Source organism: Pseudomonas costantinii (genome assembly GCF_001870435.1).
In the GTDB taxonomy this organism is placed as follows: Bacteria; Pseudomonadota; Gammaproteobacteria; order Pseudomonadales; family Pseudomonadaceae; genus Aquipseudomonas; species Aquipseudomonas costantinii.
This window is the reverse complement of record NZ_MDDR01000016.1, coordinates 1-14,909: the sequence shown is the minus strand read 5'-3', so window position 1 is coordinate 14,909 and position 14,909 is coordinate 1. Positions and strand designations below refer to the sequence as shown.

Here is a 14,909-nt window from a genome sequence, read left to right as displayed (position 1 = left end):
CACTCCTGCGGACAATTACCCCACACGCGGCAATCGCCGCAAAACGGAGAGACTTCCATGAGCGTTCTGGACGGGGTGTCACTGCTATTGGCCGTGGCGCTGTTCATTTATCTGCTGGTTGCGCTGTTACGCGCGGATCGGAACTAGGAGCAGGCTATGCACAGTTATGACTATTGGCTGATCATCGCCTTCTTTGCCGTGGTGCTGGTGCCGGCACCCCTCCTGGGGCGGTTCTACTACAAGGTGATGGAAGGTCAACGCACCTGGCTCACTCCGGTGTTCGGCCCCGTCGAGCGCGCCTGCTATCGAATTTCAGGCGTGGACGAGCATCAGGAACAGAGCTGGCAGAAATACGCGCTGGCTTTGCTGGTGTTCAACCTTGCCGGCTTTGTGTTGTTGTTCGCGATCCTGCTGTTTCAGGACTATCTCCCACTGAACCCGCAGAAACTGCCAGGCCAGGAATGGACGCTGGCCTTCAACACTGCGGTCAGTTTCATGACCAACACCAACTGGCAGTCCTACAGCGGTGAAGCCTCCCTCAGTTACCTCAGCCAGATGGCGGGTCTGACCGTGCAGAACTTTGTCAGTGCGGCCACCGGCTTGGCAGTCCTGGTTGCGTTGTGTCGTGGGATCGCTCGCAAATCTACCAAGACATTGGGTAACTTCTGGGTCGACATGACTCGCGCCACTCTCTACGGCTTGCTGCCATTGTGCCTGGTGTTCGCGTTGTTCCTGGTGTGGCAGGGCGTACCGCAAACCTTCGCTCATTACGTCAATGCCGTGACCATGCAGGGCGTGGATCAAGTGATTCCACTTGGCCCGGCGGCCAGTCAGATTGCAATCAAGCAATTGGGTACCAACGGTGGTGGCTTCTTTGGTGCCAACTCGGCGCATCCGTTTGAAGACCCGACGGCCTGGGCCAACCTGTTCGAAATGGCGGCGATCATCCTGATCCCGGTGGCGCTGGTGTTCACCTTCGGCCACTACGTCAAAGACCTGCGTCAGAGCCGCGCGATCCTCGGCTGCATGCTGGCACTGTTCCTGATCGGCGGTGCGACGTCGTTGTGGGCCGAATACCAACCTAACCCGACGCTGAACAATCCAGCCGTTGAGCAAACCGCACCGCTGGAAGGTAAAGAAGCGCGCTTCGGCACCACCGGCACCGTGTTGTGGTCAGTGGCCACCACGGCGGCGTCCAACGGGTCGGTCAACGGTATGCAAGACAGCCTCAACCCCCTGAGCGGGATGGTGGCGCTGGTCAACATGATGGTCGGCGAAGTGATCTTCGGCGGCGTCGGTGCCGGTATGTACGGCATGTTGCTTAACGTGTTGATTGCCGTGTTCCTTGCTGGGCTGATGATCGGCCGCACGCCGGAATACCTGGGTAAGAAGCTTCAAGCCAAGGAAGTGCAATTGCTGGTGGTGACCTTGATGGTCATGCCGATCGGTACCCTGGTACTGGGCGCCATCGCTGCCAGCTTACCGGGCCCGGCGGGAGCCATCAGTAACCCCGGCCCCCACGGTTTCAGCCAGTTGCTATATGCCTATACCTCTGCCAGTGCCAACAACGGTTCGGCGTTCGGCGGCTTCAGTGCCAACACCACGTTCCACAACCTGATGTTGAGCCTGAGTATGTTGCTTGGCCGCTTCGGCTACATCCTCCCGGTACTGGCCTTGGCCGGCAGCCTGGCGATGAAGAAGACCGCACCGATTGGCCAGAACAGCTTCCCCACCCATGGCCCGCTGTTCGTGACCCTGTTGACCGTGACCATTTTGCTGGTGGGCGGCCTGACCTTCCTGCCGACACTGGCACTGGGCCCAATTGCTGAACATCTGAGCATGGGCTTCTAAGGGGATATGAAAATGAATATGCCTGCAAAAAACGCCGCTCCCGTGAACACCCAGGAGTCGCCAAAAACCGCCATGTCCGCCTTGTGGCGCCCGGCGCTGGGCCAGGCTTTCGTCAAGCTGGACCCTCGCCAACTGCAACGCTCGCCCGTAATGTTGGTGGTCGAACTGACCGCCATCCTCACCACCGTGCTGTGCTTCGTGCCCGATACCTCCGTGCCGACCTATGTCGCCGTGCAAATCGCCGTGTGGCTGTGGTTCACCGTGTTGTTTGCCAACTTCGCTGAAGCCTTGGCTGAAGGGCGCGGCAAGGCACGCGCCGACAGCCTCAAAGCCGGCAGCGAAGGCCTTGGTGCACGCCGCAAGGAAGCCGATGGCAGCTTTAAGGTCGTGCCGGCTACCAGCCTGCGCAAAGGTGATGTGGTACGCGTCGCCGCCGGGGAAATGATCCCGGGTGACGGCGAGGTCATTGAAGGTATCGCGGCGGTCAACGAAGCGGCGATCACCGGCGAATCCGCCCCTGTGATCCGCGAGTCCGGCGGCGACCGTTCGGCCGTCACCGGCAACACGCGCCTGGTGTCGGACTGGTTGCTGATCCGCATCACCGTTAACCCGGGCGAGTCCACGCTGGATCGAATGATCGCGTTGGTGGAAGGCGCCAAACGCCAGAAAACCCCCAACGAAGTCGCGCTGGATATTCTGCTGATCGGCCTGACCTTGATCTTCTTGCTGGTGGTAGTGACCCTGCAGCCGTTCGCCCACTTCGCCAATGGCAACTTGCCGCTGGTGTTCCTGGTCGCACTGCTGGTGACGCTGATTCCTACCACCATCGGCGGCTTGTTATCGGCTATCGGGATCGCCGGTATGGACCGCCTGGTACGCCTTAACGTGATCGCCAAGTCCGGTCGTGCCGTGGAAGCAGCGGGCGATGTACACGTGTTGCTGCTGGACAAGACCGGCACCATCACCTTTGGTAACCGTCGCTGTGCAGCGGTGATCGCGGCGCCTGGCGTCAGTGGCCGGGACTTGGCTGAAGGTGCATTGCTGGCCTCCTTGGCGGATGACACTGCGGAAGGTAAATCCATCGTTGAATACCTGCGTGCCTTGCACCCTCAGGCTGAGCCGTCTCTGGACCAGTTGATCTCCGTGCCATTCAGTGCGGAAACGCGTTTGTCCGGTGTCGATTACCAGGGCCGTGTGTTCCGTAAGGGCGCCGTGGATTCGCTGCTGGCGTTTATCGGTCAACAACGCAGCGACTTGCAACCGGCGCTGTCGCGAGAAATCGACAAAATCGCCCAGAGCGGCGGCACCCCGCTGCTGGTGTGCGCCGAGGGCAAGCTACTCGGTGCGATCCATCTGAAAGACGTGGTCAAGCCCGGTATCCGCGAACGCTTTGCCGAGCTGCGCAAACTGGGGATTCGCACCGTGATGGTAACGGGTGATAACCCGCTGACCGCCGCTGCGATTGCCGCCGAAGCAGGCGTGGATGACGTGCTCGCCGAAGCGACCCCAGAGAAGAAGCTCGCGCGTATTCGCCATGAACAGAACGACGGTCGTTTGGTTGCGATGTGCGGCGACGGCGCCAACGATGCCCCGGCGCTGGCCCAGGCCGACGTTGGTATGGCGATGAACGACGGCACCCAAGCCGCCCGTGAAGCGGCGAACATGGTCGACCTCGACAGCGACCCGACCAAGCTGCTGGACGTGGTGCAAATCGGTAAGGAGTTGCTGGTCACCCGTGGCGCGCTGACGACCTTTTCCATCGCCAACGACGTGGCCAAGTACTTCGCGATCCTGCCGGCGCTGTTCGCTTCGATCTACCCGCAATTGGGCGTGCTCAACGTGATGCATTTGCAGAGCCCGCAGAGCGCGATTCTCTCGGCCATCGTGTTCAACGCATTGATCATCGTGGTGCTGATTCCCCTGGCGCTGCGCGGTGTGCGTGTGCAGGCAGCGAGTGCGGCAGCGTTGCTGCGTCGCAACCTGCTGATCTATGGACTGGGCGGGATCTTGGTGCCGTTCGTGGGCATCAAGGCGATCGACATGTTGCTGACTGCGCTGCACCTGGTGTAACCCGAACCCTGTGGGCACCGGTAACCGTTGCCCACAGGTTGCAATGACCGAATTGAGGAATCTGAAATGTCCAACATGATCCGTCCGGCCCTGAGCCTGCTGGTACTCATGACCCTGATCACTGGCGTCGCCTATCCGCTGGTGGTCACCGGCGTTGCGCAAGTCGCTTTCCCTGACCAGGCCAATGGCAGCCTGGTGCGTGACGCTGGCGGCAAGGTGCGCGGCTCCAGCCTGATCGCCCAGGATTTTACCGGTGACAGCTGGTTCCACCCACGCCCATCGGCTGGTGCGTTTGCTACGGTTTCCAGTAGCGCCAGCAACCTCGGCCCGAGTAACCCAGCGTTGGCGACGCGCATTTTCGATGACGCGAATAAGCAGTTGGTGCCAGGCCAAGGACCGGTGCCTTTAGCGTCACTGACTACCTCCGGCAGCGGTCTTGATCCACACTTGCCACCACAGGCGATTGCCTATCAACTGGCGCGGGTGGCTGCCGCACGTGATGTGCCGGTGTCTACACTGCAGCGCTTGCTGGATGAGCACATCGAAAGCCCGCTGATTGGGCCGCCGGTGGTGAATGTTCTGGCATTGAACATGGCTTTGGAAAAACTGTAACCCCTGTGGGAGCGAGCAAGCCCGCTCCCACATTGAATCTTTAGTGGGCCTGAATACCTGAACACCTTAAGGAACCGCAAAGCATGAGCGACTCCGGCCGCGCCGATGCCCTGTTAGCCGATTTGTCACGGGACGGCCGTGGCCGGCTCAAAGTCTTCCTCGGCGCCGCGCCGGGTGTGGGCAAGACCTACGCCATGCTCCAGGCCGCCCACACCCAGCTGCGCCAGGGTGTGCGCCTGATCGCCGGCGTCGTGGAGACCCACGGTCGCGCCGAGACTGAAGCCTTGCTCAGCGGTCTGCCGCAGCAGCCTTTGTTGCGCAGCGAATACCGCGGCGTGATGCTCGAAGAAATGGACCTCGACGGCCTGCTCGCCGCCAAGCCCAAACTGGTGCTGGTGGACGAGCTGGCCCATAGCAATGCCCCCGGCAGCCGCCACGAAAAGCGCTGGCAAGACATCCAGGAACTGCTTGCCGCCGGCATCAACGTGTTTACCACGGTCAACGTCCAGCACCTCGAGAGCCTCAACGACCAGGTGCGGGGTATCACCGGCGTGCAAGTGCGCGAAACCCTGCCGGATTGGGTGCTGCAAGAGGCCGATGAACTGCTGCTGATCGACCTGCCATCTCGCGAATTGTTGGAGCGCCTGCGCGACGGCAAGGTTTATGTGCCGGAACAGGCCCGCGCGGCCATTGATGCGTTTTTCACTCAGACCAATCTCATGGCTCTGCGCGAGCTGGCGATGCAGACCGCCGCCGCCCATGTCGATGACGATTTGGCCCAAGGCTATCGCCAGCTCGGCCAAGCCGCCCCGGCGGTGCGCGGTCGTTTGTTGGTGGGCGTGGATGGCGATGCGCAAGCTGAACGCCTGGTGCGTCACGCCAGCCGGGTGGCCCAGCGTCGGCATTTGCCTTGGAGCCTGGTGCATATCGATAACGGCCGCGCGAGGGATGAGCAATCACGCCTGCGCCTGCAAAATGCCCAGCAACTGGCCGAGCGGCTGGGGGGCGAGGTTGTGTTGCTACGGGCGGGAGAGGTGGCCAAAACGCTGATCCAGCATGCCGCCGAACGCCGCGCCAGCCTGGTGCTGGTGGGGCAGTCGCGGATGCGCTGGCGGCGCCGATTGTTCGGTGGCGGGTTGGCGGCCCGACTGTTGCGTAATGCGCGCGGCCTGGAAATCAACGTCCTCGACAGCGACGATAACCCCGCCGCCCCGCGGATGCCGGATGTGCGCGGTTTGGTGTGGTTCGATTACGGCTTGGCGGTGGTGGCGACGGTGGTGGCTGCGGCGTTGGCCTGGGCGGTGGCCAGCGTGTTGCCGCTGCCGAATATCTCCCTGGTGTTTCTCGCGGCGGTATTGTTGGTGGCGGTGCGCAGCAGCCTGGGGCCGTCCTTGGTCTGTGCGGCGCTGTCGTTCCTGACGTACGACTTCCTGTTTATCCCGCCAAACTTTTCCTTCGCCATCCAGCGCGAAGAAGATGTGTTGACCCTGTTGTTCTTCCTGCTGATGGCGGCGTTGACCGGCAACCTTGCCGCGCGTCAGCGTCGGCAGTTGCAGGCATTGCGCGACACTCAGGAAGAAACCAGCGAACTGCTCGATCTGTCGCGCAAACTCACTGCCGCCACCGATCGACAGGCAGTGATCAGCGCAGCGGCCCATCATCTGGAAGGCTGGAGAGACCTGGATCTGTGCTTGGTTAATCGTGACGGCCAGGGTGGCTGGAAGGTTGAGACGGGCAACCCGCTGAACCTCACTGAATCTGAGCGCGCTGCCGCCGATTGGGCCTGGCAGCACGATCAACCGGCTGGCATGGGCACCGGCACCTTGCCGTTTGGGCGTTGGTGGTGGTGGCCGTTGTCGGGCGAGGAGGGGCCGTTGGGCTTGCTTGGTGTCAGCCCTAAACCAGGCTTGGAGTTCAGCGGCCAACGCCGTCGTTTGCTGACCGCGTTGAGCCAGCCACTGGCCCAGGCCTTGGCTCGGGCGCAACTGGCGCAGGAACTTGAATCCGCGCGGCTGCACGGCGAAACCGAGCAACTGCGCAGCGCTTTGCTCGCCTCGGTGTCCCACGATTTGCGTACGCCGCTGACCGCGATGCGCGGCAGCATCGACAGCTTGTTGGCCCTTGGTGAAGCCATCCCCCTGGAGGATCGCCGCGAGTTGCTCGAAGGCACCCGCGATGAAGCCGAGCGCCTCGATCGCTACATCCAGAACCTGCTCGACATGACGCGCCTTGGCCACGGTGCCCTGAAGTTGGCGCGGGATTGGGTCTCGCCTGGTGATATCGTCGGCAGTGCCCTTGGCCGTTTGCGTGCGGTGCTGGCGCCATTGAAGGTGAAGACCGACGTGCCGGTGGAACTTCCGTTGCTGTATGTTCACGCCGCGTTGATCGAGCAAGCCTTGGTCAATGTGTTGGAAAACGCCGCACGTTTCTCACCGTCCCAAGGCCGTTTGGAGGTGAGCGCCGGCGTGTCGGATAACCAGCTGTTTTTCGCCGTGGCCGATGAGGGGCCGGGGATTCCTGAAGACGAGCGCGCGAAGATTTTCGATATGTTCTACACCGCCGCACGCGGTGACCGAGGCGGGCAGGGCACCGGCCTGGGATTAGCGATCTGCCAGGGCATGGTCGGTGCGCACGGTGGGCATATCAGCGTCGCCGACGGCATTGAAGGGCGGGGCACCTGCATCACCTTGTTCCTGCCATTGCCGACACAGCCTGGCCTGGAACGCGAGCCTTGAGCTACCCTCTTTTCTCCACGGATTTTGATTGGACACCATGAGCCAGACCGCGACGATTTTAGTCATTGATGACGAACCGCAGATTCGCAAATTCTTGCGTATCAGCCTGGCCTCCCAGGGCTACAAGGTGATCGAGGCCGGTACTGGCAACGAAGGCCTGGCCCAAGCGGCATTGAGCAAACCGGATTTGCTGGTGCTCGACCTTGGCCTGCCCGATATGGACGGCCAGCAAGTGTTGCGCGAGTTTCGCGAATGGTCGACGGTGCCGGTCTTGGTACTGTCGGTGCGGGCCAGCGAAGTGCAGAAGGTCGAAGCCCTTGATGGCGGCGCGAATGACTACGTGACCAAACCCTTTGGCATCCAGGAGTTTCTCGCCCGAGTTCGCGCGTTGCTGCGCCAGGCACCTGCGGGAGAGGCTCAGGAAGCCGCATTGAGTTTTGGCCCGTTGACGGTGGATTTGGCCTATCGCCGAGTCCTGTTGGACGGTGTCGAAGTGGCGCTGACCCGCAAGGAGTACGCGGTGCTCGCGCAACTGGCGCGGCATCCGGGGCGGGTGATTACCCAACAGCAACTGCTCAAGGATATCTGGGGCCCAACCCATACCGAAGACAGCCATTACCTGCGCATCGTGGTGGGGCACCTTCGTCAGAAACTGGCGGATGACCCCACTCAGCCACGCTTTATTGTGACTGAAGCAGGGGTGGGGTATCGGTTGTTAAACGCTTAGATAGTCGGTGCTTGCCTGCGATAAGGCCATTAGCAGTCCACACTCTCAGCGCTACTCACTTTCATACCTATCCAGCGTATCACTGGCGATTTCCCGTCCCAGGGCGATTAATTCCGGCGCCTTGTAGAACTCAAAAAACCGGCACACCCGTTTCGGCACGTTGATCAACACATCTGGCGGGTAACCGGCGATTTTGTATTGCGCCAGTGACGTTTGCATCACCTCGAAACTCTGGTTGATCAGATCCAGAAGTGACGCCGGCCCCACGTTATCGATGATGAACGAGCCGGTCGCAGACTTCGGCGCAGCTTCTTTTTCCGGTGCAGCGGCAGGTTGTTGGGATTCGGGATCAGCCGACTCCAGCCATGGGTTGGCCTCGGCTGCCTGGGCATGCAGCGCTTCCTGTTCCAGCTTCAGCAACTGTTCGGCCTGCTTACGTCGAAACGGCAGGTGCGAGCCCAGAGATCTGACCAAATTGTCGAAGCGGCTTTTGAACGCCGGTGGGCGTTGGATCACCGGCAGGTGGTAGTGCTTTTGATTGGTGGCATTGAGGTTGACCGCAATGATCAAGTCGCAATGGCTCGACACCACCGGTACGATCGGCAGCGGGTTGAGCAGGCCACCGTCCACCAGCATGCGGTTGCCTTGCATCACTGGCGTGAACAGGCTGGGAATCGCCGCCGAAGCGCGCATGGCCTGGTGCAGGCAGCCTTCCTGGAACCATATTTCCTGCTGGTTGGTCAGGTCAGTGGCGACAGCGGTGTAGGGAATGCGCAGCTCTTCGATATTGATCTCGCCGACGATCTTGCGGATTTGCCCGAAGACTTTCTCGCCACGAATCGCGCCCAGGCGAAAACTCACGTCCACCAGGCGCAGCACATCCAGGTAGTCGAGGCTTTCGATCCAGTTTCGATACTCATCCAGCTTGCCCGCAGCATAGATCCCGCCCACCACGGCGCCCATGGAGCAGCCGGCGATACAGGCGATGTCGTAGCCGCGCCGTTCGATTTCCTCAATCACTCCGATATGGGCATAGCCCCGGGCTCCACCGGAGCCCAGTACTAAGGCAACACGTTTTTTCATGGCCTGATCCCTCGCAAAACAGTTGCCCACAATGCGCCTATCAAGGGGACCGCTTCAATCTTCGTCGACGTGCGCAATATTTTTCCAGAATAGTCAGAATGCTCGGGTATGCTCTGGCTATAGTCAGTTTTCGTTTCAGGCAACTGGGAAAGGCACTTTTCCTTGTAGGTAACGTCTACACCGTACGACTGTTTTTCTTTTTTTGAGGTGTTATTGATGAAAGCCTGGATGTGTGTGCCTGTGATCGTGTTGGCTCTGGCCGGTTGTGCTGGAAAAACCGCGTACCGCGACAGCTGCGGCACGCAACTGGACGCCGCGTGGCATGAACTGGACTTGGCCAAGGCTGAAGGTTTTGCCGGGACCGTGAGCTACTCTAAAGCCCTGTCCCTGCTGACGGGTGCAAAGACTCAGCAGCAATTCGAAGCGTTTGAAGGCTGTTCAAACAAGGCCGAGAAGGCGCGGTTCTATATTCGTGAGTCGCGCGCTGGGCGTTGATACGTAGCAGCGGTCGAGTGCAACGAGGCTACGCCTGCGGTGGTGAGTGTTCAGGGATTTTCATCATGAGGGGAGGAAGGAATGTCAGGTTTGGTTGATCAGTTAGTCGCTCAGGTCATTGGCCTGGAAGTAGGGTTACTGAGCTGCCAAGCTCGCCTCGCCGCCGTCACCGACGATGAAGCCTTGCATGATCTGCGCACCACTGTGCGACGCCTGCGCAGTCTGTTGCGGCCCTTGCGGGGTCTGCCGGGTGTCGAGCAGCTCGAGTTGGCTGCCAGCACGGTAGGCCAATTGACGACACCGTTGCGAGATCGAGAGGTTCTGGCGGCCTACCTTCACCAGCATGGTCATCACGAGGCCGCGAATCGGCGCCTGCGGCTTCAACCCGAAGCCTATCGCCATGTGGCACAAAGCTCGGAACTGGCGCATCTGCTGCTGATCCTCGATGCATTCCCACGCTTTATTCGGGCCTCTGAGCACCAGAAGTTGCTCAGAGGATTGCGCCCGCGTATCGAGAAGCGTCTTGCCAAGCAATGGCAGAAACTCGATGAAGCCCTGAAAGACCCGGACCACGATCGCCACCGTCTGCGGTTGCTGATCAAGCGCGTGCGCTACGCCGCCGAGGCTTACCCTGAACTGGACAAGCTTCCTGCCAATGCCATGTCACGCTTGAAAAATGCCCAAGGCGCCCTGGGTGATTGGCACGACTGCTGGCAGTGGCTGGCCCAGGCCGAGCAGCAGCTGGATTTGCAGCCCTGCGTTGCGGTATGGCATCGCACCATGGCCAAGGCTGAAGGCCTGGCGGATCGGGTACTGGATAAGCTCAGCACTGATTGTTTCTAAGCCGGTCCGGTTTTTGGCCAAAATGGGCGCTGTACCTTGCTGGCCCGATGGTTAAGATCCCCCATCGGTTTTCTTGATGTGAGGTCGCCATGCGCTTTAGTGATTTGCTCGACGCCGCCCGTAGCAACCCGCTGGATGTCACCATCCCCGCCGAATGGGCGCAGGGCCGCGCTACTTTTGGTGGCTTGGTTGCCGCCTTGCAATACGAAGCCTTGCGCGCTCAAGTGCCGGCCGATCGCCCTTTGCGGTCATTGGCCGTCACATTTGTGGGGCCAGTTGCGCCGGACGTACCCGCCAGTTATCAGGTTGAAGTGCTGCGTGAAGGCAAGGCCGTCAGCCAATTGCTCGGCCGTGTGGTGCAGAACGGTGAAGTGGCGACGCTGGTACAGGCCAGTTTTGGCGCGGCCCGCGAGTCGGAAATTAACGTGGCCAGCGAGCCTCCACCGACGTTCAAGCACTGGGATGAGTGCCAGGAATTGCCTTATATCAAAGGCGTCACTCCTGAGTTCATGCGGCATTTGGCAATGCGCTGGAGTGTTGGCGGGCTGCCGTTCACCGGTAATAAATCCCGTGATATGGGCGGTTGGGTTCGCTTGCGTGGGGATGTGAAAGAAGAGCCGCTGACCGAGTCGCATATCCTCGCTTTGGTAGACGCCTGGCCCCCAGCGTTGCTGCCCCATCTGAAAAAACCTGCACCGGGCAGCACTCTGACCTGGACCATCGAATTCATCCAACCGCTACAGGATCTGACGACCCTCGACTGGTGCCAGTACTACGTCAACATCGAACACGCCCGCGACGGCTACGGCCACGCCGCTGCCGCACTCTGGAGCCCAACCGGCGAATTGATTGCCATCAGCCGTCAGACTGTGGTGGTCTTCGCCTGACCTTCAGTGACGGTGGCGCTGACGCCAGGCGCGCCACCAGCCGCCGCTCAACACAAAGCGTGGGAAGGTTACAAACTGCTCGACCACCAGGCGCTGCACTGCATCTTTTCGATCACTGAACGGCTCACTGGCTTGGGCTTCCAGGCTATGGCCGTGGCGCTGCAGCGCCAGGCCGGCCAGGATGCCGACAACGCCGATGGCAAAACTGGCCAGGCTCAGGCTGAACACTCCGGAAACGATCAACAGGAACCCGATGATAAACAGCGGCACCGCAATCAGGTGCAGCGCGAGGTTGGTCGGGTGCTGGTGGTTTTGCGGGTAGTTACGCCATTGCCAGGCGGGGAGATTGGGGTGACGTTTGCCCATGGTGGTGAGTCCTCTGTTCGTTGAAACAACATGGGCAGAGTTTAGGTGGGGTGGGGCGGGTGGGCGAATTGGGGTTGGCTATGGGGGGTATAGAAGGCAATTTGTGGTAAATGGCCTTCAAGCCCAAATTACACAATCATGGTCATCCATGTGTACCAGAAGCGTGAGGTTGCTATCGGTCACCCAGAATGGGTATCCAGTCGTTTCACCTAGAATAGATGCAAGATTTTGCGGGTTTTCAACTTCCCAAGCGCTGTACCTTGAGTCGAATGCCAGCAGGGTCAGATCTTTTTTGTGAATGCGTTGTTGTATTTCCTTCCAAAAATTAGGGTTGTGCTCCGTATTTGTTTCATTCAGTTCGACTGGGTCAAGTACGTTGCTTTCTGATTTGAAGAATGTATTGGTGAGGGCTGTTATCAAGGCTGTGAGTTCCTCCGCCTCAAGCTTTCTAGAGTCAATTCCCAAGGTCTTAATGGCTTCGTCTATTTCCTCTTCTAGGTGATTCATCAGGGCGTGCCTGTTTTCAATCGACTAATGGGAACCAGTTTGAGAAGTATGTGGCCTCTTTTGGTAGCACCATCGGCTCTCTTTTCGGGAGTTTGAGTATGTATTTTTATTAAAAGTGTTTGTGTGTTCATTATTTATTGATGTGTGTTCTTGTAGTGTTTTAGGCGATTTAGGAGGGTTTGCATGAATTTTCTTTTGTTGTTTATAGGTGTGCTGAAGTAAGTTGCCATTGTTTCAAATGCTGCATCAAAGTTGTCGTTGATAGATAGGTAGTATTCAATTGAGTCAATAAACCACTCCTGCTCAGTTTTTGTATATGACAAAAAGTCAGGTTTGGTCAGCTCATCAAAGAGCTCTGAAAGCTCCTTCTCATCGTTTATATTTTTTGAGGCGATGAATGTTTCTCTTTCTAAATCATCGGTATTTTCAATATCATAGGTAAATAATAAACCTCGGATTATTGACAAGCTTGGCTTGTTTTTCATGTTTTTCCTCACTCCGTATATGCGGTTTTAGGTTTGCCATGCCTGTCCAGTATTACTCGTGCATTACGCTTTTGGCCATATTTCATGCCGTCGCTGAAATACCCGTTGCCAATAATTTTTCCCATATCCGACTTTTCCGATTTTTATAAGACCTCGTCTGACCAATTATGGTCCTCTGGTTCAGGACAATTTATATAAACGGATGGCCCAGACAGGGATAGCCATTTAGCCTTGAATTCAATAGACGCATTTTTCGATTTTGCAGTGAAGAAAAAGTATTCACTTTCTTTCTTTATTTTTACGATAAAAACTTCCCTGCGAGGAAGGTTTGTTATTTGTAAGTCACTCATTTCGGAACAGCTCAATCCAATTCTGCATGTGTTGTACCCTTTGTCTTTCCATTTTTCGGGTAAGTGGTCAGGAAATTCCGGTATGTCGAAGCCGATCCCGAAATCAGGTTGATCATTTTCTATACGTAGTGAGTGTATATAAACTTTACCAATTTCAATTGGTTGGCTGAATACCTTGTTAAAAAATATGGTTCCATCAAGGTCATTCCAGTATTTCATTTTTTATCCTTGAAAAAGTAATGGTCTTTTGTTCCTGGGACATTGCCGGTACGCGGTGTGTCGATAGGACGCAAATTAAAGTGGGCGCTTTGATCACCTGCTCCGTTTTTGGCTCCGAATTTATGCCCGGCGGAATGGTCTTGGATTAATACTATGGAGCCGTCAGCTCTCGTATATTGGTATACCCTTGTATTAATAGGTTTTCCTGAATTATTCAAAATGCTTCGGTTATTTATATCTGACATTTTCACGGTGCCGTATTGTTTTTGCAGTCCGGAGTCTGCGTCTATCAACACATCGGGTTGTTGTGACATCGGTATGTTGGCATCTCTTTTGGCTTCCCTAAAGGCCCCCTTACGAGAAGCATCAGGGACATCCGGCTCAGCAGGTGCCCCGCAGGTTGGGTTTTTCTTTCCTGAGCCAGGGCAATGAGCATTCAGTCCCAGCGGGTCCACCCACCCAGTTGTATTCGGCACGTACTGGTATGCGTTGATCCCACCCGCCAGTTTCACCGGATCAGGCGTCAGGTAACGACCAATATCCGGATTGTAGTAGCGATGGCGGTTGTAGTGCAGACCGCTTTCGGGGTCGAAGTATTGGCCCTGGAAGCGCAGCGGATTGTCGATTTTATTGATGTCTAGGCGAGCAATTTCACCGTAGGCACGGTAGTGCGCGGACCAGACGATTTCGCCGTCGGGATTGGTGAGCTCCTGCGGGGTGCCGAGGTGGTCGAGTTGATAGTGGAAGGGCTGGGTATCTTTTGGGCCGAAGCCTTCTAGCAGGACCAATGGACGGAAGCTGTCCGGCTCGTAGATATAGCTGCGATGGCGATCCGCGTGATGCTCGGCAACCAGCTTGTCGCCTTGCCAGAAAAATTCTGTGGTTTTGCCATCCACGGTTTTGCTGATGCGCCGACCAAATGGGTCATAGCGATAGCTGGCGGTTTGGCCGTTGGGTTGAGTAATACCGATCAACCGGTGTTGGCAGTCGTAGCGGTATTCGGTGACTAACCGATGTTCCCGCCCACGCCGTTCGCGAATCAGATTGCCGAAGGCGTCGTAGTCGTAATGATGATCCCCCTGCATTGCCAAGCGGTTACCGGCCACGATGTCTGGCCCCGGGCGATCCTGCATCAGCAAGTTGCCCGCCGGGTCGTGACCGAAGCGCTCCTGTTCGTCTTGCGAGTGATCGACGCGGGTCAGGCGGGCGAGGGGGTCGTACTGGTAGTGGTGTTCGCCTTTGCGGGTGTCGAGGATTCGGCTGAGGTTGCCGGTTTTGTCGTAGTCGTATTGGCGTTGGTAGAGGTCATGTTTTTGTTGGCTGACGACATGGGCGTGCAAGCGGTTTTGTTCGTCGTACTGGTAGTGGCTGACCAATTGGCCTTGTTGGCGCTGGCGTTCGCGGCCTGCCTTGAATAGATGGGAGGTGAGGGTGTCACCGTTCAGTTCGACGGTGGCGAGATGGCCGCCTTTTCCATGATTGAACGTGAGGCGGTTGTTGTCCGGCAGGCGTAGGTTTTTAAGATGGCCGCAGGCGTCATAGCCGTAGCGCAGGGTGCCCCAACCTTGGTGTTCGGCGGTGAGGCGGTTTTGGCTGTCGTATTCGTAGGCCAGCGCCCAGTGGCCGTCTTCGACGCCCAGGAGGTTGCCTCGGCGGTCGTAGGTGTAATCGACGATTTT

Annotated in this window: 15 protein-coding genes; 9 read left to right on the top strand and 6 right to left on the bottom strand. The window is 58.0% G+C overall.

Annotated features, from left to right (window positions below):
• The first annotated feature begins 57 nt into the window (after nt 1-57).
• The 6 genes from kdpF (at nt 58) to BFL40_RS08430 (ending at nt 7,995) form a co-directional block, all read left to right on the top strand.
• Nucleotides 58-147, top strand: coding sequence for a K(+)-transporting ATPase subunit F (kdpF, locus tag BFL40_RS08455; protein WP_003218754.1), 90 nt, complete (start codon nt 58-60; stop codon nt 145-147).
• Between the two features lie 9 nt (nt 148-156).
• Nucleotides 157-1,851 (top strand): potassium-transporting ATPase subunit KdpA, encoded by a 1,695-nt coding sequence (gene kdpA, locus BFL40_RS08450; protein ID WP_071483537.1) that lies wholly within the window; start codon nt 157-159, stop codon nt 1,849-1,851.
• Nucleotides 1,852-1,863: 12 nt separating this feature from the next.
• On the top strand, nt 1,864-3,921 hold the full coding sequence (gene kdpB / locus BFL40_RS08445; protein WP_408003962.1) for a potassium-transporting ATPase subunit KdpB: 2,058 nt from the start codon (nt 1,864-1,866) through the stop codon (nt 3,919-3,921).
• A gap of 66 nt (nt 3,922-3,987) precedes the next feature.
• The gene (kdpC, locus tag BFL40_RS08440) at nt 3,988-4,533 is read left to right on the top strand and encodes a potassium-transporting ATPase subunit KdpC (protein WP_071483535.1); all 546 of its coding nucleotides are present in this window, start codon (nt 3,988-3,990) and stop codon (nt 4,531-4,533) included.
• An 83-nt stretch (nt 4,534-4,616) separates the two neighbouring features.
• On the top strand, nt 4,617-7,268 hold the full coding sequence (locus tag BFL40_RS08435) for a DUF4118 domain-containing protein (RefSeq protein WP_071483534.1): 2,652 nt from the start codon (nt 4,617-4,619) through the stop codon (nt 7,266-7,268).
• Nucleotides 7,269-7,305: 37 nt separating this feature from the next.
• Nucleotides 7,306-7,995, top strand: coding sequence for a response regulator (locus BFL40_RS08430; RefSeq protein ID WP_071483533.1), 690 nt, complete (start codon nt 7,306-7,308; stop codon nt 7,993-7,995).
• Between the two features lie 51 nt (nt 7,996-8,046).
• On the opposite strand, the gene BFL40_RS08425 is transcribed toward BFL40_RS08430, so the two are convergent.
• Nucleotides 8,047-9,078 (bottom strand): patatin-like phospholipase family protein, encoded by a 1,032-nt coding sequence (locus BFL40_RS08425; RefSeq protein WP_071483532.1) that lies wholly within the window; start codon nt 9,076-9,078, stop codon nt 8,047-8,049.
• Between the two features lie 216 nt (nt 9,079-9,294).
• Between BFL40_RS08425 and BFL40_RS08420 the strand changes: the two genes are divergently transcribed.
• From BFL40_RS08420 to BFL40_RS08410, 3 genes are all read left to right on the top strand, one after another.
• Nucleotides 9,295-9,573, top strand: coding sequence for a hypothetical protein (locus BFL40_RS08420; RefSeq protein ID WP_010176194.1), 279 nt, complete (start codon nt 9,295-9,297; stop codon nt 9,571-9,573).
• Between the two features lie 81 nt (nt 9,574-9,654).
• Complete coding sequence (locus BFL40_RS08415) at nt 9,655-10,416, top strand: CHAD domain-containing protein (protein ID WP_071483531.1); 762 nt, start codon at nt 9,655-9,657, stop codon at nt 10,414-10,416.
• Between the two features lie 89 nt (nt 10,417-10,505).
• Complete coding sequence (locus tag BFL40_RS08410) at nt 10,506-11,303, top strand: acyl-CoA thioesterase (protein ID WP_071483530.1); 798 nt, start codon at nt 10,506-10,508, stop codon at nt 11,301-11,303.
• 3 nt (nt 11,304-11,306) lie between these two features.
• Here the strand turns inward: BFL40_RS08410 and BFL40_RS08405 are convergent, their stop codons facing one another.
• The 5 genes from BFL40_RS08405 to BFL40_RS08385 all read right to left on the bottom strand — a co-directional run.
• On the bottom strand, nt 11,307-11,669 hold the full coding sequence (locus tag BFL40_RS08405; RefSeq protein WP_065901754.1) for an Mpo1-like protein: 363 nt from the start codon (nt 11,667-11,669) through the stop codon (nt 11,307-11,309).
• Nucleotides 11,670-11,786: 117 nt separating this feature from the next.
• A complete protein-coding gene (locus BFL40_RS08400) occupies nt 11,787-12,176 on the bottom strand; it encodes a hypothetical protein (protein WP_071483529.1) in 390 nt (129 codons plus the stop codon).
• A 134-nt stretch (nt 12,177-12,310) separates the two neighbouring features.
• Entirely contained in the window at nt 12,311-12,661 is a 351-nt protein-coding gene (locus BFL40_RS08395; RefSeq protein WP_071483528.1) for a hypothetical protein, read from the bottom strand.
• A gap of 143 nt (nt 12,662-12,804) precedes the next feature.
• On the bottom strand, nt 12,805-13,230 hold the full coding sequence (locus BFL40_RS08390) for an Imm50 family immunity protein (RefSeq protein WP_071483527.1): 426 nt from the start codon (nt 13,228-13,230) through the stop codon (nt 12,805-12,807).
• The coding region (locus BFL40_RS08385; protein WP_177217206.1) for an RHS repeat-associated core domain-containing protein at nt 13,227-14,909 on the bottom strand (1,683 nt) is incomplete at its 5' end. The genes BFL40_RS08385 and BFL40_RS08390, both read right to left, overlap by 4 nt.

Coding starts and splice junctions, on each gene's coding strand:
- kdpC (WP_071483535.1), top strand. CDS start 3,988: ATGTCCAACATGATCCGTCCGGCCCTGAGCCTGCTGGTACTCATGACC.
- BFL40_RS08405 (WP_065901754.1), bottom strand. CDS start 11,669: ATGGGCAAACGTCACCCCAATCTCCCCGCCTGGCAATGGCGTAACTAC.
- kdpF (WP_003218754.1), top strand. CDS start 58: ATGAGCGTTCTGGACGGGGTGTCACTGCTATTGGCCGTGGCGCTGTTC.
- BFL40_RS08395 (WP_071483528.1), bottom strand. CDS start 12,661: ATGAAAAACAAGCCAAGCTTGTCAATAATCCGAGGTTTATTATTTACC.
- BFL40_RS08430 (WP_071483533.1), top strand. CDS start 7,306: ATGAGCCAGACCGCGACGATTTTAGTCATTGATGACGAACCGCAGATT.
- BFL40_RS08390 (WP_071483527.1), bottom strand. CDS start 13,230: ATGAAATACTGGAATGACCTTGATGGAACCATATTTTTTAACAAGGTA.
- kdpB (WP_408003962.1), top strand. CDS start 1,864: ATGAATATGCCTGCAAAAAACGCCGCTCCCGTGAACACCCAGGAGTCG.
- BFL40_RS08435 (WP_071483534.1), top strand. CDS start 4,617: ATGAGCGACTCCGGCCGCGCCGATGCCCTGTTAGCCGATTTGTCACGG.
- BFL40_RS08410 (WP_071483530.1), top strand. CDS start 10,506: ATGCGCTTTAGTGATTTGCTCGACGCCGCCCGTAGCAACCCGCTGGAT.
- BFL40_RS08415 (WP_071483531.1), top strand. CDS start 9,655: ATGTCAGGTTTGGTTGATCAGTTAGTCGCTCAGGTCATTGGCCTGGAA.
- BFL40_RS08400 (WP_071483529.1), bottom strand. CDS start 12,176: ATGAATCACCTAGAAGAGGAAATAGACGAAGCCATTAAGACCTTGGGA.
- BFL40_RS08420 (WP_010176194.1), top strand. CDS start 9,295: ATGAAAGCCTGGATGTGTGTGCCTGTGATCGTGTTGGCTCTGGCCGGT.
- BFL40_RS08425 (WP_071483532.1), bottom strand. CDS start 9,078: ATGAAAAAACGTGTTGCCTTAGTACTGGGCTCCGGTGGAGCCCGGGGC.
- kdpA (WP_071483537.1), top strand. CDS start 157: ATGCACAGTTATGACTATTGGCTGATCATCGCCTTCTTTGCCGTGGTG.